Source organism: Curtobacterium sp. Leaf261, from assembly GCF_001422205.1.
Taxonomy (GTDB): domain Bacteria; phylum Actinomycetota; class Actinomycetes; order Actinomycetales; family Microbacteriaceae; genus Curtobacterium.
Genome location: NZ_LMMJ01000010.1, coordinates 317,971 through 344,186 on the forward strand (window position 1 = coordinate 317,971; position 26,216 = coordinate 344,186).

General features: G+C 71.4%; 20 protein-coding genes. 7 read left to right on the top strand and 13 right to left on the bottom strand.

Going from position 1 to position 26,216, the window contains the following annotated elements:
- Nucleotides 1-87: 87 nt before the first annotated feature.
- Nucleotides 88-1,617: a phosphatase PAP2 family protein gene (locus tag ASF23_RS14740; RefSeq protein WP_235510905.1), complete on the bottom strand. Its 1,530-nt coding sequence runs from the start codon at nt 1,615-1,617 to the stop codon at nt 88-90.
- 535 nt (nt 1,618-2,152) lie between these two features.
- On the opposite strand from ASF23_RS14740, the gene ASF23_RS14745 reads away from it, so the two are divergent.
- Entirely contained in the window at nt 2,153-3,469 is a 1,317-nt protein-coding gene (locus ASF23_RS14745) for a sodium:proton exchanger (RefSeq protein ID WP_235510906.1), read from the top strand.
- Between the two features lie 165 nt (nt 3,470-3,634).
- On the opposite strand, the gene ASF23_RS14750 is transcribed toward ASF23_RS14745, so the two are convergent.
- Nucleotides 3,635-4,324 (bottom strand): metal-dependent transcriptional regulator, encoded by a 690-nt coding sequence (locus ASF23_RS14750; protein WP_055955561.1) that lies wholly within the window; start codon nt 4,322-4,324, stop codon nt 3,635-3,637.
- A 16-nt stretch (nt 4,325-4,340) separates the two neighbouring features.
- Here ASF23_RS14750 and ASF23_RS14755 point away from each other — a divergent pair, with 16 nt between their 5' ends.
- Nucleotides 4,341-5,258, top strand: coding sequence for a CPBP family intramembrane glutamic endopeptidase (locus ASF23_RS14755; RefSeq protein WP_055955261.1), 918 nt, complete (start codon nt 4,341-4,343; stop codon nt 5,256-5,258).
- 30 nt (nt 5,259-5,288) lie between these two features.
- Here the strand turns inward: ASF23_RS14755 and ASF23_RS14760 are convergent, their stop codons facing one another.
- The 3 genes from ASF23_RS14760 to ASF23_RS14770 are packed head-to-tail and all read right to left on the bottom strand — an operon-like array spanning nt 5,289 to nt 8,489.
- Complete coding sequence (locus tag ASF23_RS14760) at nt 5,289-6,833, bottom strand: RICIN domain-containing protein (RefSeq protein WP_055955264.1); 1,545 nt, start codon at nt 6,831-6,833, stop codon at nt 5,289-5,291.
- A 37-nt stretch (nt 6,834-6,870) separates the two neighbouring features.
- Nucleotides 6,871-7,689 (bottom strand): methyltransferase domain-containing protein, encoded by an 819-nt coding sequence (locus ASF23_RS14765; RefSeq protein WP_055955268.1) that lies wholly within the window; start codon nt 7,687-7,689, stop codon nt 6,871-6,873.
- On the bottom strand, nt 7,686-8,489 hold the full coding sequence (locus ASF23_RS14770; protein ID WP_055955271.1) for an HAD-IIA family hydrolase: 804 nt from the start codon (nt 8,487-8,489) through the stop codon (nt 7,686-7,688). The genes ASF23_RS14765 and ASF23_RS14770 overlap by 4 nt, the downstream gene beginning before the upstream one ends.
- Nucleotides 8,490-8,688: 199 nt before the next feature.
- Between ASF23_RS14770 and ASF23_RS14775 the strand changes: the two genes are divergently transcribed.
- Together ASF23_RS14775 and ASF23_RS14780 are read left to right on the top strand one after the other, a co-directional pair.
- Nucleotides 8,689-9,342 (top strand): TetR/AcrR family transcriptional regulator C-terminal domain-containing protein, encoded by a 654-nt coding sequence (locus tag ASF23_RS14775; protein ID WP_055955272.1) that lies wholly within the window; start codon nt 8,689-8,691, stop codon nt 9,340-9,342.
- The gene (locus tag ASF23_RS14780; protein ID WP_055955277.1) at nt 9,339-10,001 is read left to right on the top strand and encodes a TrmH family RNA methyltransferase; all 663 of its coding nucleotides are present in this window, start codon (nt 9,339-9,341) and stop codon (nt 9,999-10,001) included. Before ASF23_RS14775 ends, ASF23_RS14780 begins: the two co-directional genes overlap by 4 nt.
- Before the next feature lie 109 nt (nt 10,002-10,110).
- On the opposite strand, the gene ASF23_RS14785 is transcribed toward ASF23_RS14780, so the two are convergent.
- From ASF23_RS14785 to ASF23_RS14810, 6 genes are all read right to left on the bottom strand, one after another.
- Nucleotides 10,111-11,175: a LacI family DNA-binding transcriptional regulator gene (locus ASF23_RS14785; protein ID WP_055955280.1), complete on the bottom strand. Its 1,065-nt coding sequence runs from the start codon at nt 11,173-11,175 to the stop codon at nt 10,111-10,113.
- Between the two features lie 270 nt (nt 11,176-11,445).
- Nucleotides 11,446-12,249, bottom strand: coding sequence for an NAD-dependent epimerase/dehydratase family protein (locus tag ASF23_RS14790; RefSeq protein ID WP_055955283.1), 804 nt, complete (start codon nt 12,247-12,249; stop codon nt 11,446-11,448).
- A complete protein-coding gene (locus ASF23_RS18435; RefSeq protein ID WP_055955285.1) occupies nt 12,179-13,426 on the bottom strand; it encodes an endonuclease domain-containing protein in 1,248 nt (415 codons plus the stop codon). The genes ASF23_RS14790 and ASF23_RS18435 overlap by 71 nt, the downstream gene beginning before the upstream one ends.
- Before the next feature lie 244 nt (nt 13,427-13,670).
- Complete coding sequence (locus ASF23_RS14800; protein ID WP_055955288.1) at nt 13,671-15,752, bottom strand: YhgE/Pip family protein; 2,082 nt, start codon at nt 15,750-15,752, stop codon at nt 13,671-13,673.
- Nucleotides 15,749-16,636 carry a hypothetical protein gene (locus ASF23_RS14805; protein WP_055955291.1) on the bottom strand — a complete coding sequence of 296 codons (888 nt, stop codon included), beginning with the start codon at nt 16,634-16,636 and terminating at the stop codon, nt 15,749-15,751. The genes ASF23_RS14800 and ASF23_RS14805 overlap by 4 nt, the downstream gene beginning before the upstream one ends.
- On the bottom strand, nt 16,633-17,310 hold the full coding sequence (locus ASF23_RS14810) for a TetR/AcrR family transcriptional regulator (protein WP_055955294.1): 678 nt from the start codon (nt 17,308-17,310) through the stop codon (nt 16,633-16,635). Before ASF23_RS14810 ends, ASF23_RS14805 begins: the two co-directional genes overlap by 4 nt.
- A 152-nt stretch (nt 17,311-17,462) precedes the next feature.
- Between ASF23_RS14810 and ASF23_RS14815 the strand changes: the two genes are divergently transcribed.
- Nucleotides 17,463-21,152, top strand: a complete 3,690-nt coding sequence (locus tag ASF23_RS14815) for a S8 family peptidase (protein ID WP_156364544.1) — start codon at nt 17,463-17,465, stop codon at nt 21,150-21,152.
- A gap of 260 nt (nt 21,153-21,412) precedes the next feature.
- On the opposite strand, the gene ASF23_RS14820 is transcribed toward ASF23_RS14815, so the two are convergent.
- Nucleotides 21,413-22,321 carry a L,D-transpeptidase gene (locus tag ASF23_RS14820; protein ID WP_055955299.1) on the bottom strand — a complete coding sequence of 303 codons (909 nt, stop codon included), beginning with the start codon at nt 22,319-22,321 and terminating at the stop codon, nt 21,413-21,415.
- Nucleotides 22,322-22,447: 126 nt separating this feature from the next.
- Entirely contained in the window at nt 22,448-23,779 is a 1,332-nt protein-coding gene (locus ASF23_RS14825) for a hypothetical protein (protein WP_055955302.1), read from the bottom strand.
- 383 nt (nt 23,780-24,162) lie between these two features.
- On the opposite strand from ASF23_RS14825, the gene ASF23_RS14830 reads away from it, so the two are divergent.
- A complete protein-coding gene (locus ASF23_RS14830; RefSeq protein ID WP_055955305.1) occupies nt 24,163-25,461 on the top strand; it encodes an adenylosuccinate synthase in 1,299 nt (432 codons plus the stop codon).
- 376 nt (nt 25,462-25,837) lie between these two features.
- The gene (locus tag ASF23_RS14835) at nt 25,838-26,164 is read left to right on the top strand and encodes a hypothetical protein (RefSeq protein ID WP_055955308.1); all 327 of its coding nucleotides are present in this window, start codon (nt 25,838-25,840) and stop codon (nt 26,162-26,164) included.
- The last annotated feature ends 52 nt before the right edge of the window (nt 26,165-26,216 follow it).

Genomic DNA, 26,216 nt, shown 5'->3' on the forward strand with positions numbered 1-26,216 from the left:
CGGACTGGAGGGACGGTGCCAGCTGGCACCGTCCCTCCAGTCCGTCACGTGGTCGCGCCGGGACCTCTCGACGGACTCGTCAGACGGTCAGCCGCTGACGACGGGCAGGTGCGCCGTCGTGGTCGGCGCGGTCGTCCCCGTTCCGCCGGTGCTGCCGGTCGGGGCCGGCGTCGGCGTCGGCGTCGGGTCGGTGACCGCGGCCGGCAGGACCTGCGCCTGGCCACCGGTCGCCGTCACCTGGACCGAGCCGTCGGCGGCGAGCTGCACGGTGGCACTCGTGGCCGCGGCGAGGTCGAGGCGCTCCCACGAGCCGGAGCTCGACGTCGACTGGTCGAGCGGGTAGCCCGACGCGATCTCGGTCTGGGCGAGGACCGCGGTGCGCTGCGCGTCCGTCAGGGTCGGGAACGCCGTGAGCAGCAGGTTGTCCGCGCCGGCGGGGATCGACGGTGCGAGACCGGTGGTCCCGGTGGCGGGGAACCCGTAGGTCATCCGCTCGCGGTACACCGACGTCGCCGTGGCGCGGTTCGTGACGACCTGGGCCGTTCCGCCCGGCATCGCCTGTCCGCCGTACGGGTTGCTCTGGTAGGCGGTCTCCTTGGCGATGCAGTCGGCGAGGGTGCCGCCGCACTGGGTCTGCAGGTAGTTCACGAGCTCGGCGCGCGCGGGCTCGAGGACCTCGGTGCGGTACTGCGTGTCGGACCAGCGTGCCGCGAGGGCCGCCTCGCCGTCGATGCGTCCGCCCATGATGTCGAGCGGGTAGTGCACACCGAGCACGATGCGGTCGTTGCCGGCCTCGGAGGCGCGGGCGAGGACCTCGGGCGCGAGCTCGGGGAGCAGCGTCGCGAGGGTCACGCCGGCCTGGTACGCCGTCGTGGTGTGCCCGGACGGGAACGAGCCGCCCGTGCAGATGCCGGCCTGTCCGTAGCCCGCGCTGAGCGGCACCGCGGCGCCGTTCGGGGCGATCGCGCCGGTGGTGTCGGTCTGGTCGGGCACGCGGACGATGTTCAGGTTGCCGTTCGCCGCGGCGTACGGCTGGCCGACGCGGGTGGCGCTCAGCGATGAGGCGTTCACCGTCGTCGGCGAGCAGGCCGCGGCGTCGCCGGCGACCGGGGCGGTCGTCGCGTCGGTCGGCAGGAACGGACGCGGGTGGCTGAAGTTGGTCTTCGCGGCGCCGGTGCCGACGTACGCGCCGGAGGTGCCGTTCGAGCTGTTGATGAGCGCCTTCGTGAGGGGGAGCGCGCCGGTGTTGGTGCCCTTGAGGTACAGCGGACCGAGGACCGAGCCGAGCGAGTCGGCGATCGTCATCGACTGGTCGTACGCGGTGCCGGCGGTGTTGTTGTACTCGGAGTCCTGGAGGGCCTTGAACTGCTGGGCCGTCGTCGCGTGGTTGTTGATCCACACCGTGAGTTCGTCGTCGTGCTGCAGCGTGGCCGCGTCCTTGACGGTGCCGTGCAGGGTGTTGCCGGCGTCGGCCACCCAGTAGTCGTTGTACCCGGCCAGGAGCGGGATGAGGTTCGGCGCGGTGGAGTCACTCGGGTACGGCGCCGCGGCGAAGGCGGCGACCGGCGTGCCCACGAGGAGCGCGGACGCGAGCGCGGTGATGGCGATGTTCCGCACGAAGGGTGACTGCGGGCGGTTCCGTGATCGGGACGAACGGGGCATGGCGGCTCTCTCTGATCGTGATGTGGTTCAGCATCGGAACGATATGAGAACGCTGTGACCGGGCGGGGTGACCAAGGTGTCCAGGAGGTGAACGAGGTCGCGGTCGCGACCAGGCGACGGACGGGAGGCGCGGGTCGGCGCCGCACCGTCCCTCCAGTCCGGTTCCGGTCGAGTCCCGGAGTTCCGGGGCGGGCGCTCGAACGCGTGGATTCGGGAACCCGAACACCGCCGATCGGCTGGACGGCGGCCCCTGGCACCGTCCAGAGTGGTGTCCGAAGGGGAGTAGCTCCCAGCGTCCGTGCGGCCCGTCGCGCGGATGCAGCAGGTGCATCGACACACTGGCGATCACGACGATCCGCCCGGTGCACCTCCTCGGCCCGATCCCGCATCACCGGACACGGACCGAGGCGAGCGAGACCTTCGGCCGTTCCGCCACGGCCGGAGACGCTCGACCCGTTCGACGCCGCCGTGGTGCTCATCTGGAGACCACATGTCTGCTTCCTCGACCATCGTCGGCGCGCCCGTCGCCGTCGCCTCGATGACCCGATCCGCCTGGGGCCGGATCGCGGTCTGTCTCGTGCTCGCGCTCCCCGCGATCGTCTTCCGCGTTTCGGGGTCCGCGCCGAACCCCGTGCTCGACATGGTCGTGTTCGGCGGGGCCGTCGTCGCCGCGTCGTTCCTGCTGGCGTGGGCCGCGGAGGCTGCGCAGAAGGACATCTCGGGTGCGCTCGCCATCGCGATCCTCGCGCTCATCGCCGTGCTGCCCGAGTACGCCGTCGACCTCTACTACGCCTTCCGGTCCGGCTACGACCCGTCCTACGAGCAGTTCGCCGCGGCGAACATGACCGGCTCGAACCGGCTGCTGCTCGGGTTCGGGTGGCCACTCGTCGTGATCGTGTCGCTCCTCGTGGCACGCCGTGGGGTCCGCGGCGGGCTGCTGCCGGCGTCCGCGACCCGGGTGCTGCGTCTCGAGCCGTCCGCCCGCGTCGACGTCGGGTTCCTCGCGATCCTGGCCGTCGTCGCGTTCGCGATCCCGCTCATGGGGTCGATCCCGATGTGGTTCGGGTTCGTGCTGCTCGCGGCGTTCGTCGTGTACCTGTGGCGGGCGTCGCGCGGTGGGGCCTCGGCCGCTCCGGAGGACGAGGAGCCGCTCGTGGGGATGGCCGGGAACATCGCGTCGATGTCGCAGCGCCCGCGTCGGATCACCCTCGTGGCGATGTTCGTCGTCGCCGCAGCGATCGTCCTGATGGCCGCCGAGCCCTTCGCGGACGCCCTCGTGCAGACCGGGAAGACGCTCGGCGTGGACAGCTACTTCCTCGTGCAGTGGCTCGCGCCGCTCGCGTCCGAGGCGCCGGAGTTCATCGTGGCGGTGCTCTTCGCCCTCCGCGGGTTCGGCGGTGCGGCGATCGCGACGCTCATCGCGTCGAAGATCAACCAGTGGTCGCTGCTCGTCGGCTCCCTGCCGATCGCGCACGTGCTCGGCGGCGGGACGACCGGCGGGCTCCCGCTCGACGGTCGGCAGGTCGAGGAGTTCCTGCTCACGGCGTCCCAGACGGTGCTCGGGGTGGCGATCATCATCGCGCTGCGCTTCCACCGGTGGTCGGCGATCGGGCTCGCCGCCCTGTTCGCGGTGCAGTTCGTCGTGACGGACACGGGCGGGCGGTACGTGCTCTCGGCGGTGCACCTGGCGGCTGCGCTCGTGGTGTTCTGGATCCACCGGCGGGCCATCCTGCCGACGCTGACGGCGCCCTTCCGGCGGGCCGGGTCGACGCTCGCGGAGGAGCCGGCACCCGAGCCGGTGCGGTAGCCGGGGCGTTCGGCGGGGCCTTCGGCGGCGTTCGGCGGCGTTCGGCGCCGGTGAGAAGTGCCGATCTGTCGGGTGCGGCGACCCACCCGACAGATGGGCACCTCTCGACCTGGTCCGAGCGGAGTCCGCGCCGGGTCAGTGCGCGTCGGGTCAGTGCGCGTCGGGTCAGTGCGCGTCGGGGGTCAGCCAGACCGCGGTGCCGGCCGCCGCGGGGAGGTCGACGAGCGCCTCCGATCCGTCCGATGCCGTCCGTGTCACGGCGATGACGCCCGCGTAGTCGCGGACGTCCTCCACACGGAGGTGCGTGCCGAGTGCCACCCCGAGCTCGTCGAAGTAGCGGAGGAGCCCCGGGTCGTCGTCCGAGACCCGCCCGACCGTGCCGCACGTGCCGGCCGAGACCGTCGACAGCAGCGTGCCGGCGACCTCGGGGACGACCCCGTCCGTCCCGGGGATGGGATCGCCGTGCGGGTCGTGCGTCGGGTGGCCGAGATCGGTGTCGATACGGTCGAGGAACGTGTCCGACACGGCGTGCTCGAGCGCCTCCGCCTCGGCGTGCACCTCGTCCCAGCCGTAGCCGAGTCGTCGGACCAGGTAGGTCTCGATGAGCCGGTGCCTGCGGACCATCGCGACGGCGATCCGGTGCCCGAGATCCGTGAGCACGACCCCGTGGTAGGGCGTGTGCTCGATGAGGCCGTCGCGATCGAGCTTCCGGAGGTTGCCGGACACCGTCGACGCGGACACCCGGAGGATCGCGGCGATGTCCCGTGTCGCGAGTGCCGAGTCGCCGCGCTCGCCGGACTTCCAGACGAGCTTCAGGTAGTCCTCTGCCATCGTGCTGAGACTCGGCAGGCGCATGGTCAAATGGTAGGCGATGCCCGACACCGAGACCGCTCCCATCCGTCGTCGGCGCTGGCCGGTCCCGGCGTCCCTGCTCATCGGCCTCGCCCCGATCGTCGTCTTCGCCGCCGTCAGCGCCGTCCGGTCCCGCCCGAGCGACGACTACGCCGGCGTCGGCACCACGATCGACAGCGTCGTGCACCGTCTGATCCTGCCGGAGCTGATCGCCGCCGGTGCACTCGCGCTGATCGTCACCGGGCTCGGGTGGTGGCGCATCGTGACGGTCGATCAGCGGCGGGGAGCTCCCGCGTGGACGATCCTCGCCCCGGGACTCATCGTCGTCGCGGCCCTCGGACGACTGCCATTCGTGGAGTGGGGTGTCCGGCCGCTCCGGTACTACCTGCTGCTCGGCGTCGCGGTGCTCCTCGTCGGGGTCTTCGAGGAGCTCCTCACGCGCGGGGTGCTCCTCGCCGGACTCCGTGCGAGGCTGCCCGAGTTCTGGGTGTGGCTACTGTCCTCGGTGCTGTTCGGGCTCCTGCACCTGCTCAACATCCTCGCCGGGGCAGCCGTCGGGACCACGATCGTCCAGGTGGTGTTCGCGGCGTCGTTCGGCTCGGCGCTGTACGTCGCGCGGAGGACGAGCCGCTCGATCGTCCTGCCGGTGCTCATGCACGCGCTCTGGGACTTCGGTGCGATCGCGGTCGTGGCGACCGGGCTCGGCGGCTCGGTGACGGACTTCGACGGTTCGGTCGTCGCGCTCGGCCTGCTCGGACTCGCGACCATCGCGTTCCTGGTGTTCGGTGTGGTCACCGCGGTGCTCGTCTCCCGGCGTGACGACCGGCCCCGGAGGCTCGCCCGGCGGTGGCGGGACGTGCCGGCCCGCCACGAGTTCGAGACGGGCCGGCCGAGCCGGGCGTCGGAGGACGTCGGGCTCGACCGGCCGTCGGCGTAGGAGTCGTTCCGGGACGGAGCCGCGCGGAGCTCAGCTCCAGACGGTCGCGTCCTCGCAGCGCTCGAGCCTCGACCCGTCGGTCGCGGCGTCCAGGCACAGCCCGGACCGGACGTGCTGCAGGTGATCGGACGCGTCGCGGGTCCACTCCTGTCCGTCTCCGCCGTTGCACGTCCAGATCGTCACGGCCGATCCCGTCTGCGCGTCGCCGGCGTCGAGGCACGCGCCCAGGGCGCTGACGGAGCCGTCGACGTCGACCGTCCACTCCTGGTTCTCGCCGTCGTTGCAGTTCCAGAGGCCGACGCGGTTCCCGTCGTCGGTCTTCCAGTCGGCGAGGTCGAGACAGCGATCCCCGGTGCGCAGCGCGCCGATCGTCGCCTCGACATCGCCGTCGCCGTCGCCGTCGCCGGCCTCGGCATCGCCGTCGCCGTCATCGCCCTCGTGCCCTGCGTCGGCGTCGGCCGCGAACGGCGTGGTCGATGGAGTGGCGGTCGCGCACGACTGCAGCGTCAGGCCCGGCGTCTTCGGTGATCCCGGGGCGGAAGCACTCGACAGGCACAACCCGGAGCTGGCGTTCGCGATCTTCCGATCCGTCCGGAGCTCCCACGACTGGTTCACGCCTCCGGTGCACGACCAGAGAGTCACGGAGGAACCGCGGGTCGTGCCGTTCGCGTCGAGGCACCGGTACTGCGAACGGAGGCTCCCGTCGGCCGCGTGGACCCAGTTCTGGTTCGTGCCGGTGTGACACGTCGTCCAGAGGTCGACCTTGCCGCCGTCGCGGGACTCCTGGACGTCGAGGCACAGGTCGGGCCCGGCCGAGATCCGACCGCCGGCGGAGTTGCCGATGCCGTTCTCCTGCAGCACCGTGCCTGCGCGCTCGGTCAGGCGTGTGTCCGTCGAACAGGTGGTGCTCGGGCTCGTGGACGTCAGACGCGCCGTGGCTCCTCCGGTCGCCGTCGGTGCGGCGGTGCCCATCGCCGAGTAGGCCTCGTCCGCGCACTGCACCTCGTCGGAGTTCCAGTCGAAGTACTCGGTCCAGCTCCCGAGGTGGGCGGAGAACCGGTTGCCCGCCGGCGTGAGGACACTGCCGAGGTCATGGTCCTCGCCCGTCGTCACGTCGTGGATGCTCGCGGAGAGTCGTCCGTCGGCGGCGATGGAGGTGGTGGTGCGGTAGGTGTGGCCTTCGATCGGTCGGACGTCGGCGATCCGGCAGCTCTGCCCGGAGCCGTCCTCGTCGAACGTGAGGCATGTCGCCCCGGGTCCGGGCCGGCCGTCGGTCGAGTCCCAGACGCTCAGGAGGAACTGCCCGCCGCCGTCCTTCCAGGTCTGCATGCCGACGTAGCCGCCACTTCCTCGCGTGGTCCCGAACTGGGTCGACCAGTACACGTTGGCATCGCCGGGAGACGTGACGAGGGTCTGTTCCTGCGTGAACCCCCTGACCGGCTCGTCGAACGAGTAGTCCACGTAGCTGCCGGGGGTCTCGCCCGCGACGGCCGTCGTGGCACCGATGCCGACGATCCCGGCGGAGAGCAGGACCGAACCCGCGATGATGGCAGGGATCCTCCGTTGGTATTTCATATACGGAGGATAGGGGCGCACACCTGGGAGCCTCTCGTCAGCGCCGGCGACCGACCGCGAAGATCCTGCGGAACGGGTACACGGTGCCGTTCGCCGACGCCGGGTACGCCAGCCGCAGCGCCGCGCCGTACTCCCGCTCGTACGCCCGGGTGAGCGCCCCCGTCGGATCTGCGGCGTCGAGCGCCTGCAGTGCCGGGCGGAGTCCGGTCCCGCGGGTCCATTCGAGCACCGGCTCCTCGCCCCGGAGCACCTGCATGTACGTCGTCTCCCACGCCGTGGTGTCGAACCCCGCGTCGAGGAACGTCTCGAGGTACCCGGGAGCGTCCGACACCGGGTCGCTCCGCAGGACGCCGTCGAGCGCGTGCGCGAACGGAGGACGAGCGGCGATCGACCGCATGAGCGCGTGCGACGGGGAGGCGAAGTTCCCCGGGACCTGCATCGCGAACCACGCTCCCGGTGCGAGCTCGGAGAGCCACGTCGGCAACAGTTCGCGATGCGACGGTACCCACTGGAGCGCCGCGTTGGTGACGACGACGTCGTCACGCTGGTCGGGCCTCCAGTCCGCGATCTCACCGCGTTCGAACCGCAGGTTGGGGCGGTCCGCGGCGACCGACGCGGCCTCGTCCAGCATGCTGGACGAGGAGTCGATGCCGATCACCTCGGCATCCGGCCAGCGGTCCGCGAGTGTGGCCGTCAGGGTCCCGGGACCGCAGCCGAGATCGACGACGCGACGCGGCGCGACCGCGCCGACCTGCGCGACGAGGTCGTGGAACGGCCGCGACCGGTCGCCCGAGAACGCGGCGTACTGCGCGGGGTCCCAGGTGGGCGACCCACCGGTCCGATCGAGGTCGCTCACATCTCCACCTCGAACGGCGTCGTCGTGACGAGCTCGTGCACCCCCGCAAGGATCTCGTTCGGCCGGAACGGGTACTTCTCGACCTCGGCCATGTCGCTGATGCCGGTCATCACGAGCACCGTGTGGAGCCCGGCTTCGATGCCCGCCTGGATGTCGGTGTCCATCCGGTCGCCGATCATCCCGGTGTTCTCGGAGTGCGCACCGATCCGGTTCATCGCGGAGCGGAACATCATCGGGTTCGGCTTGCCGACGACGTACGGTTCCTTGCCCGTCGCCTTGCTGATCATCGCCGCGATCGCGCCGGTGGCAGGGAGGACCCCCTCGGCGCTCGGGCCGGTCGCGTCGGGGTTCGTCACGATGAACCGGGCGCCGTCGCGGATGAGCCGCACTGCCTTGGTGATCGCCTCGAAGGAGTAGTTGCGGGTCTCGCCGACGACGACGTAGTCGGGCGCGGTCTCGGTCATGATGAACCCGACCTCGTGCAGGGCGGTCGTCATCCCGGCCTCGCCGATCACGAACGCCGAGCCGCCGGGCATCTGGGACCGGCAGAAGTCCGCCGTCGCGAGCGCAGAGGTCCAGATCCGGTCCTCCGGCACGAACAGCCCCGACCACTTCAGGCGAGCGCTGAGGTCGCGCGGCGTGAAGATGGAGTTGTTCGTCAGCACGAGGAACGGCGTGCCCTGGTCGAGCCACTGCTGGATGAGCTCCGGTGCGCCGGGGAGCGCCTGGTTCTCGTGGACGAGCACCCCGTCCATGTCCGTCAGCCAGCACTCGACCTCGTCACGCGTCGCAGCCACCATGCGTTCCCCTTCGTCCGACCGGGCGCCCGCAGGGCGGGCACCGTGCCCGCTGCCGTGCAGGCGCCGCCAGCCTAGCGAGGACGGCCGGGAGACACGGTGCGTTCTCCACAGGCACCGTCCGGCCCGTCGGGTGGTCGCGTCCGCTGCCCGCTACCATCGACGGACCAGCCCCGAGAGACCCTTGCGAGGAGGCCGGAGCATGAGCACCACCGACCCAGCGACGACGCCGCGTCGCCGCGGCCGCCCGAACGCGGTCACCCGCGACCAGGTGATCGACGCCGGGGTCCTCGTCGCGAACGACACCGGACTCGAGTCGTTGTCGTTCCGAGCGCTCGGGCATGTGCTCGGGGTCGCTCCGACGACCGTGCAACGGACCATCGGCGACCTCGACGTCCTGCACGCCGAGCTGGTGCGTCGCTCCATCGACGAGGCGACCGCGCAGATCGAGTGGCCGGACGAGTGGCGCGGGGTCGTCCGGACGTTCGCCGAGCACCTCCTGGTGCTGCTGCTCCGACATCCGCTCGTGCTGGAGTCGCACCGTCGCCGCGCGCCCCTGGTGTCGACGCACTCCGACCAGATCGTGCGCCGTGTCGTCGACGCGCTGCGCGAGGCCGGGTTCGACGACGAGCACGCGGTGTACGCCTTCTTCGTCGTGTACGACTTCGTGATCGGGCACGCCTCGGTGCGCATCGGGCGCGGGAACTCCGAGGAGGGCCGACCGGAACGCCATGCGCTCGTCGGTCAGATCCTCGGGGAGCACGACTACGACGAGCGGTTCGCGCTCGGGATCGACCTGCTGGTCGCCGGGATCGAGCGGGTCGCCGAGGAGCGCCGATCTACACTCGACCCGTGACCGAACCCGCCGCGACCGACCCGGCCCCCGCGGCCGGTCCGGCACCGAGCCACGAGCTGACCACGCACGGCGTCGGACCCCATCCGCGCCCGTGGCCGGACGATCCGCGGCTCGACCCGGAGCTCCTCGCGAACGGCGACACCCGGAACGTCGTCGACGGCTACCGCTACTGGTCGATGGAGGCCATCGTCACGGACCTCGACACCCGGCGGCACGCGTTCGACGTCGCGATCGAGAACTGGCAGCACGACATGAACATCGGCTCGATCGTGCGATCGGCGAACGCGTTCCTCGCCGGGACGGTGCACATCATCGGGCGTCGACGATGGAACCGTCGCGGTGCGATGGTGACCGACCGGTACCAGCACGTCGTGCACCACCCGGACGTTGCGGCGTTCCTCTCGGCGATGCGGCAGGAGGGACGTCCGGTCATCGCGATCGACAACCTGCCGGGCGCCGCGATGATCGAGACCGCCGAGGTCCCGGAGCGCTGCGTGTTCCTCTTCGGACAGGAGGGCCCGGGGCTCAGTGACGCCGCCCTCGCCGGCGCGGACGCACACCTCGAGATCGCGCAGTTCGGGTCGACGCGGAGCATCAACGCCTCTGCGGCGGCGGCCATCGTGATGCACTCCTGGGTCCTTCGACACGCGACACCCTGAGCGGGGCGCATGGCGAGCGGTGCCGGTGCGCGCCCCACGGTCGCGACGGGCGAGACGGGCGCTCGCCGTGCCTCCAGTCCCGACGCTCGTCGTCGTCCCGGTGCGCCGGTCAGGTCTGGCGGGGCGCGGCCGTCGATCCGCGCACGACGAGCCTCGGCTGCACGAGCGAGTCGGTCGGTTCGAGGTCGTGGTCGGCGATCCGCGCGAGCAGCGCCGCACCCGCTGCGCGGCCGATGTCGACACTGCGGTCGTCGACGCTCGTCAGGTCGATGAACCGGGCGGCGGCGATCGGGGTGTCGTCGTACCCGACGATCGAGATGTCCTCCGGCACCCGGAGACCGTGCTCTGCGAGCACCGAGAGCGCTCCGATCGCCATCATGTCGTTGGCCGCGAAGACCGCGGTCACCTCCGGATGATCGGACAGGAGGCGCGCAGCAGCAGCAGCGCCCGTCGCCTCCGTCATGGGGCCGGTGAGCGCCACGGTCACGCCCGACAGTCCGGCGTCCGACGCTTCCGGTCGGGCCTGGTCCGCTCGGACGGCGGCGGCTGCCATCGCGTCGTCGAAGCCGGCACGACGCTCGATGCCCGCACGGGAGTCCGTCGTGGACAGGTGTCCGACGTGCCGGTGGCCGAGCGCGAGGAGGTGCTCGGTCGCCAGGCGGCCCCCGGTGCGGTCGTCGTTGGCGACGCTCGAGGCACCCGGAGCGTCGGCACGGCCGCCGGCGACGACGACCGGGGTGCTCCTCGGGATCCGCGGGAGCCCGTCCGGTTCGCCCGCGACGACGATGCCCTCGACGCGCATCGAGAGGAAGCCCTCGACGGGGGAGGTGTCGAGCCCGGTGTTGAGGAACCGGTCCGCGACCACCAGGCGGAGGCCCTGGCCCTCGAGGGACTCGCGGAGGCCGGTGAGCAGGTCGACGAACCACTGGTTGCGGAAGTCGTCGAGCATCACGCCGATGGTCCTCGTGCGGGTCCCGGCGAGGGAGACCGCGGCGGTGGATGGCCGGTAGTCGAGCTCCGACATGGCGAGGAGGACGGCTTCGCGACGGGTGTCGCTGACCCTGGGGGAGTTGCCGAGGACCAGCGAGACGAGGGACTTCGAGACACCGGCCCGTTCCGCGACGTCGTAGATCGTCGCGGGCTTCGTGCGGGGTCTGCCGGATGGTCCGTCGATCGTGCCGGCCTCTCTGCTCGGTGCGGCGTTCGGGTCCGATCGTACCGGCGGCCGGGGCCGGGTCGGGGTCGGTCGGTCCCGGATGAGAGGTGCCTATCTGTCGGGTGGAGCGGCTGACCCGACAGATGGGCACTTCTCACCGGAGCGCGCGGGCCCTCGCTCCCGAGGCGCGCCCAGCGGCACCTCCCCGTTCTGCTTCAGAGGTGCCTCTCTGTCGGGTACGGCGGCCGACCCGACAGATGGGCACTTCTCACCGGAGGGCGCGCGGTCTCACTCCCGCGGCGCGCCCAGCGGCAGGTCCGCCATGCCACCACCGAGGAAGCGCATGTCCTCCGGCGGCATCGCGGCGAACCCGTCGGGACCCACCACGCTCGCTGCGTCGTCCTCGGGGTGGTACCCGATCCGTGCCCCCGCGTCGAGGTTCGCGACCGACCCGGTGTTCCGCGACACGGCCCAGACGACATGGTGCCCCGGTGTCCCGATCGAGATCGTCGCTCGGACGAGCCTCGCGAGGTCGTCGGGGGAGCTCCACATCCGCTGCGCTCGACGCGAGTCGGGTGTCACCCCGAAGGCGCCGATGCGCGCCGACACGATCGTCATGCCGAACCGGTCGGCGAACAGACTGCCGAGCAGCTCCATGACGCCCTTCGACACGCCGTAGTACGTGTCGGGGCGGGGCAGACGGTCCCCGAGCACGCTCGCCGGCTCGTCATCGTGTTCGGGGACCAGCCCGACCGCGTGGATCGAGCTCGCCTGCAGCACGTGTCGGACCCCGGCGGCAGCGGTGGCCTCCAGCAGGTGCTTCGTCCCCGTCATGTTGGCGGCGACGATCGCGTCCCAGGTGTCTTCGGTGGGGATGCCAGCGAGGTGCACGACCGCGTCGACGCCGGCCAGCGCACCCTCGAGCGCGGGTCTGTCGGACACGGATGCCCGGACGAACCGTTCTCCGCGCTCGACGGTCTGTCCGAGGTCGCGTTCGTCGAGCAGGACGAGGTCGTGTCCGTCAGCCCGGAGGCGGGGCCTGAGGCTCGTCGCGATGCGCCCGGCGCCCCCCGTGATCAGCAGCGTTGCCATGTCGTGACCCTACGGCCCGACGCGTCGTCTGTCCGCGGTCCATCGGTGTCCGCAGCGTCCCCGGTGCACGCAGCGCCCGCAGTGTCCCCGGTGTCCCCGGCGTCCCCGGTGTCCCCGGTGTCCCCGGTGTCCCGGGCGGCGCCGGTGCCATCGTCGGGAGGGGCACCATCGAGCCTGAGCCTGAGCCGGAGCCGGAGCCGGAGCCGGAGCCGGAGCCGGAGCCCGAGGCGGAGCCGGAGCCCGAGCCGGAGCCCGAGCCGGAGCCCGAGGCGGAGTCGGGCCGGTAGCCGAGCCGCTCGGCGACGACCTCGAGGGTCTCCGCGAGGTGCTCGTCGAGGTCCCGCCTCGTCAGCCGGAGCGTGAACCAGCCGAGTTGCTGGAAGTCCCGGTACCGGCGGATGTCCGCCGACCACTGCGCACTGTCGGTGCGGTGGTGATCGCCGTCGTACTCGATGATGAGCCGTCGACTCGGGTAGGCCATGTCCACGCGTCCGACGCGGCCACCGCGAGCGTCGAGGATGGGTGCCTGCAGCGTCGGCTCTGGGAACCCGGCGCGGATCAGGACCAGGCGGACCTCCGTCTCCTTCGGCGATCCGGCACCGACCCGGACGAGATCGAGCGCCGCGCGGAGCCGAGTGAGTCCTCGGGCTCGCGGCCGAAGTTCGAGCATCCGGTGCAGGTCCTCGAGGTCGGTGGCGAGTGCCGGCCGGGACACGATGGCGTCGCCGAGGACGATCAGGTCGTCGAGCGGGAGCAGGGACCCGCACTCCACCCAGAGCGCGGCGGGTGTACTCGTCGGCACACCCCATCGCATCCGCGTGGCTGCCCGCGCGGGGTCGATCGTGTGCCCGAGGACACCCGCGCGCGACATCGCGTTGCGGGGGTGCCGGCTCGTGACGTGGATGGGGTCGCTCCCCGAACATCCCCACGGGAGTGGCAGGCCCCAGAGCTCGGCGGCACTCGCATGACTGATGAACTGGCCGTCGCGGAGCACCGGACGGAGCGAACGGATCCGATCGACGTCGTTCGGCAGGTGCTCCGCCCGCCACCGGATCCCGCGCGTGGGTGTGACGAGGTCCGATCGTCGGAGTCGCTCGCGGTGCACGCCGAGGACGTCGGCGGTCGTGATGCCGAAGGGTCGTTGCCCGAGATCGTGTGGAAGTGCCCGAGGTCGCATGACCCGAGCATCTCGTCCGAGCGCACGCGGCACGATCCGCGAGGATGATCTGTGGACAACCCGCCCAGGCCGCCACCCTGTGCGCGACGGGCTGCGTGCCTCCAGTCCGTGGCGGCGGCGGCTGGCTCGGCGCCCGCGCCGGCCTCGTGAACCCGCGTGAGAAGTGCGTATCTGTCGGGTGGAGACGCCCACCCGACAGATACGCACTTCTCAACGGCCGCGCCGCGCGCCCGCGCCCCGCGCCCTACCCGATCAGGCTCGGGCGCAGGTCGCGCAGCGTGCGCGCCCGGCCCTGCCGCCCGGCGACGACGAGCGTCACGACGAGCGCCCCCAGCAACCAGCACGCCAGGACCCCGGCATCCGACCACACCGCGGCCATCGACCCGCCGTACATGAGCTGCCGGATGGCGTCCACCGAGTAGCTCATCGGGAGCGCGAAGTGCAGCGCCGCCAACGGCCCCGGGAGCGTCTGCCACGGGAACGTCCCCCCGGCGGTGACGAGCTGGATGAGCATGAGCACCAGTCCGAGGAACTGGCCGACGGACCCGAGCAGCACGTTGAGCATCATGATGATCGCGGCGAAGGTCACCGAGGCGAGCGCCATCACCGCGATCATGCCCACGTCGTGCGTCACCCCGAAGCCGAGCACGAACTTGACGATCGCGAACAGCGCGACCATCTGCACGACACCGAGGAGCGCCGGGGTCGCCCAAGCACCGAGCGTGATCGGCACCGCGGCGCGGAACGAGCGACCACGCACTGCGGTGATCGCCCGCTTGGAGATCGGCTTGAGGATGAGGAAGAGCGCGTACATGCCGATCCACGCCGCGAGCGAGATGAAGAACGGCGCGAGACCCGCGCCGTAGGTCCCGGCGCTCGCGATGTCCTTGTTCGCCACCCCGACCGGGTCCGAGATCGCGGAGGCCTGGTCCGCACGCGAGGATGCGTTGGACGACGGGATCCGCGCGACGCCGGACTGCAGTCCGTCGTTGAGCTTCGTCGCCCCCGCATCGAGGGACGACAGCCCGGACGACAACGACGACGCACCGGACGCTGCGGACGACGCACCGGTCGACAGCGACGATGCGCCGGAGGACAGGGCGGGGGCTGCGGCGGCGAGCGCGGATGTCCCCGAGGCGACCTGGGACGCGCCGGACGACAGGGTGGACGCACCCGACGCGGCGGACGCGATGCCGTTCGACAGCTGCGGTGCGGCGGCAGCGAGTGCGGCGGCGCCCGCGGACACCTGCGCAGAGCCGTCGCGCAGCTGGTCGAGCTGGCCGGTGAGTGCCGTGGCCTGTGCCTTCGCGCCGTCGACCCGCTGCTGGAAGTCGGAGTCCGCGAGCGTCGCCGTGAGCGCGGACTGCTGCTCCGGGGTGAGCGTCACACCCTCGGGCAGTGCCGCGACGACCGCTGCGACGGCGGACTCCGGCGTCAGCCCGGCGAGCTGCGCCGCGAGCGGGTCGGCGGTGTCCGCCAGCTGCTTGTTCCCGGCGGCGACGGCGGCGGCACCGGACGCCAGGGTCTGCGTGTCGGAGGGCAGTGACGACACCCCGGACTGCAGCGTGTCGAGTCCGGACGACAGCGTCGCGGCACCGGACGCCACCCTGTCGGCCCCGGTGTCCAGGGCGGCGGTCTTCGACGGCAGGTCCGCGGTCCCGGTCGCGAGCTGCGAGGCACCGGCGCTGAGCTGCGCGGTGCCGTCCGCCAACGACGACGCCCCGGTCTGCGCGCTCCCGAGCCCGTCGACGAGCTGCTGGGAGCCGTCGGCCGCGGACTGCAGGTTCGCGCGGATGTCGGCGAGCGAGACGAGCAGGGTCGTCGCGGCGCGCTTGCCGACCTGCTGGGTGACCGAGGCGCGGATCGACTTGCCGGCCTGCTCCGCGATCGTCGACGCGAGGTAGGAGTTCGTGTCGTCGGTGGTCATCACGATCCGGGCGCGCCGGGGGTCGTCACCCGAGGCACTCGTCAGGTCGCGCGAGAAGCTCGCAGGGATGGTGAACGTGAAGTCGTAGTCGCCGTTCCTGATCCCGCTGGCGGCCTTCGACGCCGAGGTGATCGACCAGTCGAAGTCGCCGCTCTCGACCGCCTGGTCCGCGACCTTCTGGCCGTAGTTCACCCGATCCCCGTCGACCGTCGCGCCGGTGTCTTGCACGACGAGCGCGGCCGGGATGTGGTCGAGCTTGGCGTACGGGTCCTGGTTCGCCCAGAGGTACATGCCGCCGTAGAGGAGCGGCACGATCATCAGCGCGATGAACGCGAGTCGGGCGAGCGGGGTCGCGGTGAGTCGGCCGAGTTCGGCGCGGACGAGTGCGGGGGTGGTCACGAGTGGGTGCTCTCCTGGGTGGACGGAGCGGCGGGATCGGTGGGGAGGGACGGCTCGGCCTGTGCGGGCGGACTCGCGTCCGGAGCAGCGGCAGGAGCGACGGCCTGGAGGGACGGCTCGGCCCCGGTGGTGACCGGCGCCTTCGCCGGCGCGGAGCCGGCCCCGGCGTCGGGGTCGGCGTCGGGGTCGGGGTCGGGGTCAGCGTCGGGCTGACGGTGGGCGGGCGCGTGGTGGTGCCGCGCGAGCGCTTCGGTGTCGGTGTCGGCGTCATCGGGTTCGGAGCCGGACGCGATGAGTGCGTCGATCGTCTCCGCGGCGGCCATCGAGGTGATCACGAGCACGGCGACCCCGCGGTCTGCGACCTCCTGCAGGACCGCGAACCACTCCGGCACCGAGCCGCCGTGCCGCTCGGGGGACGTGACGACGAGCGCCTCGATGCCGGGCCGGAGCAACGCGAGCTCGACGAGGAGCCGGACCCGGAGCGCGGTGGGGATCCGCTCGATCGGGGTGTCCGCGTGTCGCGTGAGCCCGACCGCGTCGACGACCGTCTCCACCGCGGACCGCGACGCGCGCTCGCCGGCGTAGGCCAACTCCTCGCGTACGACGCGGCGGACGGTCATCACGGGGAACGGCTCGGCGACCCCGGGGGTGTCCACGAGTGCCGTCGTCCGGCGGACCCGGGCGGCGTCGGCGACCCCGTCGACGAGGAGCCGCCCGGAGTCGGCCTCCATGCGACCGCCGGCGATGAGCGCGGCGATGGTCGGGGCGCTCTCGGTCTCGACACCGACGACACCGGGGCGTCCGGGGGCTGCGACGGCGGACACCGGCGGGAGCGCTGCGCCGGGGTCCTGCCCGAGGGCGAGCCGGTCGAGTTCGAGCATCATGCGTGCGACTCCGCGGGGTCGGTGGTGGTCGACGTAGGGGGTGTCGGCGCGGGGATCGTGGCGAGGACGTCGGCTGCGCGTCGCCAGTCGAGCCCGGCCATGCCGAGCGCGGACAGGACGACCATGCGGTGCCCGTCGGCGGTGGACGTCCCCGAGCGCGTGGCCTCGTCGAGGACGGTGAAGCACGCGCCCTCGACGAGCCTCGCCAGGGTGCCGGGGCTGACGTCCGACCGCAGGGTGCCGTCCTCGGCCCCGAGCGCACAGGCCTCGCGAACGGCGGCACGGACCGGGGCGAGGACGGTGCCGATCTGCTCGGCGAAGGGTCCGTGCACGGCGATCTGGGCCATCGACCTGACGTGCGAGACCTCGGCCCAGAGCGCCGCGGCGATGACGGCGATGCGGGTGACCGGCGCGAGCGGATCGAGCGTGGGCCCGTTCGGCACGGCGGCGGCGATCCTGGCCGCCCCGGACGTCACGACCTCGCGCACCAGGTCGTCGCGTGACGGGAAGTGTCCGTAGACCGCACGCCGCGACAGCCCTGCCGCGGCCGCGATGGTCTCGAGCGAGGCATCGGGATCGGCCTGGAGGGACGTGCGGGCCGCCTCGATGAGTGCGGCCCGGTTCTCGGTCGCGTCGCGCCTGGCGGGGCGACGGTCCGCGCGTGTGGTGGGCATGTGACCAGCGTAATAAGTTGCACAGCGGTGTGCAACTTGTATCGCGAGATCACCCCCGAACGAGGGGCGTCCCCCAAAGTGCGGACTGCGTTCCTGAGCATCCACGAATAGTTTTCGAAGACTGTTCTCCACAACACTGCCCAGGAGCGTCCGTGACCTCTGCACCACGAGCACCACACCCGAAGCACACCCCATCCCACTCCTTCGCTCGTCGTTCTGCCCGGACGGTCACCACGATGGTGGCCGCGGCAGCGATCGCCTGTGGTGGACTCGCGCTCACCGGCGGCGTCGCCCAGGCCGCCCCGCTCGGGAGCGCCGAGGTCGCCGCGCTGAAGCTCACGGCCCCGATCAAGAAGGCGTCCGGCCCGATCGCGGCGTTCATCCGCACGACGGGCGACGGTGCCCTCGCGGTCGACGCCGCGGCGAAGGGTGGTGACCTCGCGCGCTCGACAGTCCAGTCCGCCGCAGCCAAGCAGCGCGTGACGGCCATCGAGAAGACCACGGACGCAGTCACCGCCGCGGTGAAGAGCAAGGACGGCTCGGCCGACGAGCTCTACTCGACGGCGTACACGGTCCCGGGTGTCGCGGTCGTCGCCGACGCGAGCACCCTGCGCGAGATCGCCAAGCGCTCCGACGTGCAGAGCATCCTGCCCCTGACGAGCAAGCAGGTCAGCGACCCGACCGAGGTCACCGACGGTGCCGCACCGAGCGGGGTCGACCCGGACATGGTGAAGCCCGGCGCCGACGGGGTCAGCCCGAAGAACGCCGCGTCGGACATCTACACCCGCTCGCTCGACGCCTGGCAGCAGACCGGCAAGACCGGCAAGGGCGTGAACATCGCCGTCATCGACACCGGCCTCGACTACACGCAGGCCGACTTCGGCGGTCCGGGCACGGTCGCCGCCTACGACGCCGCCCTCGCGAACACCGCGGCGCCGACCAAGGGTTCCTACGACGATGCGAAGTTCCTCGGCGGCTACGACTTCGCCGGCCCGACGTACAACGCGGACGACACCGACCCGGCGACCTACGACCCGACCCCGGCGCCGGACGACAACCCGATCGACGGACGCGGCGGCGAGCACGGCACGCACGTCTCCGGCACCGCAGCGGGCTACGGGCTGAACGCCGACCGGACCACGTTCGACGGCGACTACACGAAGCTCACGAACCAGAAGATCCAGGACATGTACGTCGGTCCCGGCACGGCCCCGGAGGCCGGGCTCTACGCCCTGAAGGTGTTCGGCGACGCCGGCGGCTCGACGAACCTGACGGGTGCCGCGCTCGACTGGGTGGGTCAGGCGCTCACCGAGGGCAAGGACATCAACGTCATCAACCTGTCGCTCGGCTCCGACTACGGCGCACCGGACGACCCGGACAACGCCAAGATCGACGCCCTCACCGCCCGCGGGGTCCTCCCCGTGATCGCGAACGGCAACGCCGACGACTTCACCGACATCGGTGGCAGCCCGGGGAACGCGGAGGGTGCCCTCACGGTCGCCGCAGCCGCCACCGGGCAGAGCCTCTTCGACGCCGTCGCCGTCACCGCGCCGTCCGACAAGACCGGCAACGTCCGCGCGCAGTACTCGCAGAACTACCAGGGCACGCTCCCGGTCGAGGGCGACGTCGTCGTCCCGAGCGCGGCGGACCCGGACGGCTGCACCGCGTTCGGCGCCGATGACGCCGCGGCGATCGCCGGCAAGGTCGTCTGGCTCAAGTGGACCGATGCCGCGCTCGAGTGCGGTTCCGGCGTCCGGTTCACCAACGTCGCCGCCGCGGGCGGTGTCGGGGTCCTGCTCGCAGGCACGGTCAACAGCTTCGACTCCGGCATCGCCGGGAACACCACCGTCCCGGGAGCCGAGCTGACGCTGGATGCCGTGACGAGCCTCCAGGCCGCTGCCACCGCCGGCACGCTGCACGTGCAGTTCCGTGACGACCTCAAGGGCTCCGAGCTCGCGATCGACGCGGACTCGGTGAACACGCTCGCGTCGTTCACGAGCCGCGGCGTGCACGGGTCGTTCGACCAGATCGTCAAGCCGGACATCGCCGCCCCCGGTGTGAACGTCATCTCCGCGGCATCGGGCACCGGCAACGGTCGCCTGTCGCTCTCCGGCACGTCGATGGCCACCCCGCACACCGCGGGCATCGCCGCACTGACGTTCGAGTCGCACCCGACCTGGTCCGCACCGGACGTCAAGGCCGCGCTCATGAACACCGCCACGCACGACGTGCAGGACGGCGATCAGGACGCGAACCTGCTGCGCCAGGGCACCGGTCGCGTCGACGCGCTCCAGGCCGTCACCGCGGGGACCACGGTCCGCTCCGTGCAGAACGACCAGCTGGTCACAGCGTCGTTCGGCGTCGTCGGGGTGCAGTCCGCCACGACGCAGACCCGGACCCTGCAGATCAAGAACACCGACGGTCGGCCGCACACGTACGACGTCGCCTACGAGGCACGCGTCGCACAGCCCGGCGTGACCTTCACGGTGAACACCAAGCGCGTCACGGTCGTGCCGCACGGCACCGCCACGGTCACGCTCACCATGGCGATCCCCGACCCGACGCTGCTCCGGAAGGTCATCGACCCGACGCAGGAGGCCGTGCAGTCCGGCTACGACCGCGAGTTCGTCGCGGCCGCCACCGGCCTCGTCACGTTCACCCCGACCGACAAGAAGTACAACCCGCTGCGGCTCGCGACCTTCGCGGCGCCGAAGCCGGTGAGTGCCGTGCAGGGGTCCGACGTGGTCTTCAAGGACCAGGACACGACCGCTCCGTTGACCCTGACCGGGAAGACCTTCGCTCAGGGCACCGGCACGACCGGGTACACCGCGCTGGCGGCGCCGTTCGTCCTGGGCGGCACCGACCCGGCCGAGTCGTTCCCCGAGGGATCGGCGAAGCAGTCGCTCGAGGCCGCTGACGTCCGGACGTTCGGTGCGAGCACCGACACCACCGGGCTCATGGACAAGTCGACGGGCGTCGTGTCCTTCGGGGTGCAGACGAACGGGCCGGACGCGAACCCCGGTGCGGTCACGAACGTCGAGGTCCTCATCGACACCGACCGCGACGGCACGCCGGACTTCCTGACGTACGACTCGAAGTCGGCCGTCGTGGACGCCACGTTCGCGACGACGATCGACCTGGCGACCGGCGAGACCGTCGACGCCGAACCGCTGAACGGCGGCGCTCCGGGTCAGGACGTCAACACGTTCGACAGCTCGGTCAAGGTCCTGCCGGTCGCGCTGAGTGCCCTCGGGTACTCGGCCGACTCGGCGGACACCGCGTTCGACTACTCGGTGCAGACGGAGTCGCAGTACGCCCCGTCGCTCGCCACGAGCGGTGACTACGTCGTCGACACCACGAACACCGCGACGTTCGACCCGTACGCCCCAGCGCTCTGGTTCACGCAGGGCACGGCCGCCGGTCCGCTCTTCGCGGACTCCGGCGCGATCACCGTCAACCGGGCGGCCGCGTCCGACGCCCGCGTGCTCCTGCTCCACCTGCACAACGCGACGGACAACCAGGCACAGGTGCTGGCCACCTCCACCACGGTGACGACGCCGACGCTGACGCTCAAGAAGGGCAGCGAGCCCTTCATCAGCGGGACGCCGCGGGTCGGACACCGGCTCACCGCCCACGAGGGTCGGTGGAACGCCAAGAAGGTCCAGTACAGCTACCAGTGGCTGCGTGACGGTGCGCCGATCGCCACGGCCACCGGCGCGCGGTACGAGCTCGTGAAGGCGGACCAGGGGCACCGGATCTCGGTGACCATCACGGCGACCGCGAAGGGCTACCTGCCCGGGACGGCGACGACGGACCGCACGAGGCCGGTCACGCGGCGCTAGCAGCACCGGTCGCCCGCGACCGAGCACCGGGCCGGACGGACGGTCCGGCCCGGTCGGGACGGATCCGATCCGGACGGGAGGGACGGTGCCAGCTGGCACCGTCCCTCCCGTTCGTCATCGGTGCACGTCTCCCCGCGTCTGCGCAACGCGGACATGTCGGAGAGCGCGTCGCGGACCCCGCTCGACCCGGGCGACGCGGACGTCGTCCGCATGTGACCCGAGCAGTGGCTCGCTCGGACGACCGGGCCCGCTGATCCGGATCAGGCCGTGATCTCGACGAGCGTGCCGAGCGGGAGCTGGTTGACCGCGTCCACGCCGGTGCTCGACAGGCGGACACACCCGTGCGAGATGTCGCCCGTCGCCTGCGCCTCGTAGTGCACCCCGATGAGCCCGCCGTCCTCGCCGCCGTAGGGTTCGTCGGCGGCCGCCGAGTGCAGCGACGTCAGGTTGATCGGGTGCACCGTCTGGTTCTGCGCCGGGTCCAGGTACCGCGCCTCGATGTACCCCACGACCCCGGTCGGTGTGGGTGTGCCGGATGCGCCCACACCCGCCGGGAAGGACTGCTCCACCTTGCCCGCGGCGTCGACGATCGACACGGTCTGCTTGCTCACCGAGATCGACACGTGCATCTCGAGGGTGGTCCCCTTGGTGAGCAGGTCCTTGCGCATCCACGCGACGGTCTGCGCGGCGGAGCCGTTCGGCGCGACGGACGGGAGCTGCTGCCGGCTCGGCGTGAGCACGAGCGCCCACGGGCCGTCGAACCGCACGGGGACGACGACCGTCGGTTCGTTCAGGAAGTTCTTCGCGGCGAGCCTCGCGACGGCGGTCTGCTGATCGGCTCCGTAGAGCGGTGCGTCGGCAGAGATCGTGTACGACGACCTCGAGGCCTTCGTGATCCCGCTCTCGTAGTACGGGAGCAGTCCGCCGATCACCGCGTTGTAGCGCGCCTCGGGCAGCGCGGCGATCGTGTCGGCGTCCGGTGCGCGGTACGGCGGCCTCGCTGAGGCGGAGGGCCCGGACGTCGTCGACGCCGAGGTGGACGGCGCCGGGCTCGCCGTCGAGCGGAGGGCCGCCGGGATCAGGAACGCCGCGAGGACCGCGAGCAGGACGATCGCGACGCCGACGATGAGCAGGGTGCGTCGGCGGGCGGAGGGGTTCTGAGAGGTCATGGTTCCAGGGGGTCGCGCTGGTCGTCGGGACTGCTGGGGGATCGCGTGTCACCGGTGGTCGGCGACGGGAACGACGAAACCGGGCCAGCAGCACGCTGGCCCGGTTCCGTCATCGTTGTGCCTCGATCAGCCGCTGACGACCGGGAGGTTCGGCGTCGCCGCCGTGCCGCCGCCCACCGGGACGGAGACGGTGCCGCCGCCGGTGACCGGGTTGGTCGGGTCGGCGGGGTCTGCCGGGGTGGTCGGGTCGGTCGTCGGCCCACCGGGGGTGACGGCGACGGCCGGCAGCGTGATCGTGAAGGTCACGTTGCCCTGGCCCTGTCCGCCACCGAACTGGTTCACCGACAGGTTCTGCGTGACGGCTGCGGAGTCGGAGAAGGTCCCGACGACGCTCCAGTTGCCGTCGGCATCGACCTGCGTCTGGGGAGCGGCACGGGTGCCGTCCTCGGCGAGGACGTTGACGAGGTCGCCCGGCGTGCCGGTCCCCGTGAACGTGACGGTGCGCGAGTCGACGGTGTCCCCGTCGGTCGGGCTGGTCAGCGAGAACTGCGACGCCGGGGTGACGGCCTCGGCCGACGCGGTGACCGTGCCCTGCGCGACGACGGAGAGGTTGGCTGCCTCCTCGAGGATCGTGTAGGTGTGTGCGTCCGTGTCGGTGCCCGGGATCTCGTAGGTGAAGCTCCAGGTGCCGTCGTCCGCGATGTCGTGGCGGACCACGGGGAAGCCGGCGTCGATCTGCACGGTGTCGGCGGGGTCGCCGGTGCCGGAGACGGTGAGGGTGCGGCCCTTGACCGACTGGCCGGTGATCGCGAAGACGGTGTTGACCGGGGTGGCCTCGGCGGCCGCGGTGACGTTGATGGTGCCCTGGTCGCGCAGATCCTGCGTGACCGTCTGGATGCCGTAGGTGTGCGAGTCGGTGTCGGTGCCGGGGATCGTGTAGGTGATCGTCCAGGTGCCGTCGGCGTTGATGTTCTTGCGCTGCACGAACTCGTTGCCGTTGCCGGTGAGGAGCTGCACCTTGTTGTCCGGGTTGCCCGTGCCGTTGACCGTGAGGACACGGCCGTCGACGGACTGGCTGGTGACGGCGAACGCCGCGACCGGTGCCTCGGCTGCTGCGGTGACGTTGACGCTGCCGTCCGAGTTCAGACCGTTCTGCTGGTCGATCTCGTAGGTGTGCTGGTCGTAGTCGGTGCCGGGGATTGTGTAGGTGATCTGCCAGGTGCCGTCGTCGCCGACGGGGATCCGCTCTGCCGGGAAGCCCTTCTGCAGGATGACGTTCTCGCCCGGGGTGCCGGTTCCGTTGACGGTCAGGACACGACCGGAGACGGACTGCGAGGTGATCGAGAGGTCCGCCGGGTCGGCGAACGCGGGGGTGGCGGCGAACGTGAACGCACCGGCGACGAGTGCTGCGCACGCCGGGATGGTGACGGCCTTCTTGGTCCAGAGGGCTTTCTGCATGTGTGGAACTCTTCCTGTTGTTGAGCGCACGAGAGCACAGCGATGTGCCCCACTGCTCCGTTCCCGGAGTCCGGGTGGTGTAGTGGTCCGCTCGGGTGGCGGGACCTCGTGCAGGTCGCCAGGGAAGCGACCGCTGAAACCGGGCGCCGGCAAGCGCGCGATGTGCATGCGACGTTACGTCAATTTCGGGACGCTCTCCGGCCGCTGATCGTTCTACCCCTCAACGGGGGGCGGGTGACTCCCGCAAAACGGATAGTTCAGGAGTGGAAGTACCTCGGGCCACGGGCAGGGTCGCACTCTGCCGCCCGGTCGATAGACTTGGGTGGACCACCGGCCGGCAGCCCGGTCGGGGAGGTCCTCCGCAGAGATTGAGGAGAACCACCATGCCCGCAGCCGTCATCATCGGGGCGCAGTGGGGTGACGAGGGCAAGGGCAAGGCCACTGACCTCCTCGGCAGCCGCATCGACTACGTCGTCAAGTTCAACGGCGGCAACAACGCCGGGCACACCGTCGTCATCGGCAACGAGAAGTACGCCCTGCACCTGCTGCCCTCCGGCATCCTCACCGAGGGCGTCACGCCCGTCATCGGCAACGGCGTCGTCGTCGACCTCGAGGTGCTGTTCCAGGAGCTCGACGCGCTGAAGGCCCGCGGCGTCGACGTCTCGAAGCTCCGCGTCTCCGCGAACGCCCACGTCATCACGCACTACCACCGCACCATCGACAAGGTCACGGAGCGGTTCCTCGGCAAGCGTCAGATCGGGACGACGGGGCGCGGGATCGGCCCGACCTACGCGGACAAGATCAACCGCGTCGGCATCCGCATCCAGGACATCTTCGACGAGAACATCCTGCGGCAGAAGGTCGAGGCGGCCCTCGACCAGAAGAACCACCTACTCGTGAAGATCTACAACCGGCGCGCGATCGACGTGGACGAGGTCGTCGAGTCGCTCCGCTCGTACGCCGCCCGCCTCGAGCCGATGGTCGCGGACACCGCGCTCGAGATCCACCAGGCGCTCGAGGCGGACAAGACCGTCCTGTTCGAGGCCGGTCAGGCGACCATGCTCGACGTGGACCACGGCACCTACCCGTTCGTCACGTCCTCATCGGCCACCGCCGGCGGGGCCGCGACCGGGTCCGGGATCGGCCCGGGCAGGCTCGAGCGGATCATCGGGATCGTCAAGGCCTACACGACCCGCGTCGGGGCCGGCCCGTTCCCGACCGAGCTGTTCGACGCATCGGGGGAGTTCCTCCGGGCGAACGGCTTCGAGTTCGGGACCACGACCGGTCGCCCGCGTCGCTGTGGCTGGTACGACGCGCCCATCGCGCGGTACTCGGCGCGCATCAACGGGGTGACGGACTTCGTGCTGACGAAGCTCGACGTCCTGACCGGCCTCGAGACGATCCCGGTCTGCGTCGCCTACGACGTCGACGGCGTCCGTGTCGACGAGGTCCCGGTGTCCCAGTCGGACTTCCACCACGCGAAGCCGATCTACGAGGAGCTCCCCGGGTGGAGCGAGGACATCACCGGCGTGCGGAGCTTCGCCGACCTGCCGAAGAACGCGCAGGACTACGTGCTCGCGGTCGAGGCGATGTCCGGCGCACGCATCTCCGCGATCGGGGTCGGCCCCGGCCGCGACGCGATCGTGGTGCGGCACGACCTGCTGGGTGCGGACGAGCGCTGACGCGCCGACAGACGGACGGGAGGCCCGGTACCAGCTGGTACCGGGCCTCCCGTCCGTCTGTCGGCGGTTCCGGCGCCCCGGGGCAGCGTCCGGTACCGTCCGTGGCCGGTTCCGGCGCCCGGGGGTGTCGTCCCCGGCATCGGAGCACTGTCCGGAAGACGCGACCAACGGTCGTCCCCCGCGTGTACCCCTGTACCCCGAAACCGGGTACCCCAGTTGCGACCAGCCCGGGTTTCCGCGGGAAGTACCAGTGCGGTACTGATGCTCCGACTCCGAGAACACCGGGAAAGCAGGGCTCGGCTGGTGCTCACTGCACGATTTCCGTACGGTTGAGCACAGCACGAAGTCGTACCCCGAAACGCAGAAGGAGCCAGTCATGAGCATGACGATCGCAACCACCGAGCTCACCCTCGACACCGAGACCGTCGACACGATCGCCATCCTCGAGGCAGAGGCGGCAGCATCCGAGGGAACGACCCCTGCCCGTGCCGAGATCGTCTGGAGCGAGGCCGATTCCGGTCTCTGGGTGGCGAGCTACGGCGGCTACTACGGCGGCACGGTGGACCAGCAGAACGGCCACTTCTTCGCGTCCGACACGTTCGGTCAGTACGTCGGTGACTTCCGCACCCTCGACGAGGCGCAGGGTCGTCTCGGCGCCCACCTGCACGTGATGCTCCCCGGGGTCATCCGTCCGATCCGCTGACGCACCGCCTCGGCACGACTCGAACGCCCCGCGGCTCCGGCCGCGGGGCGTC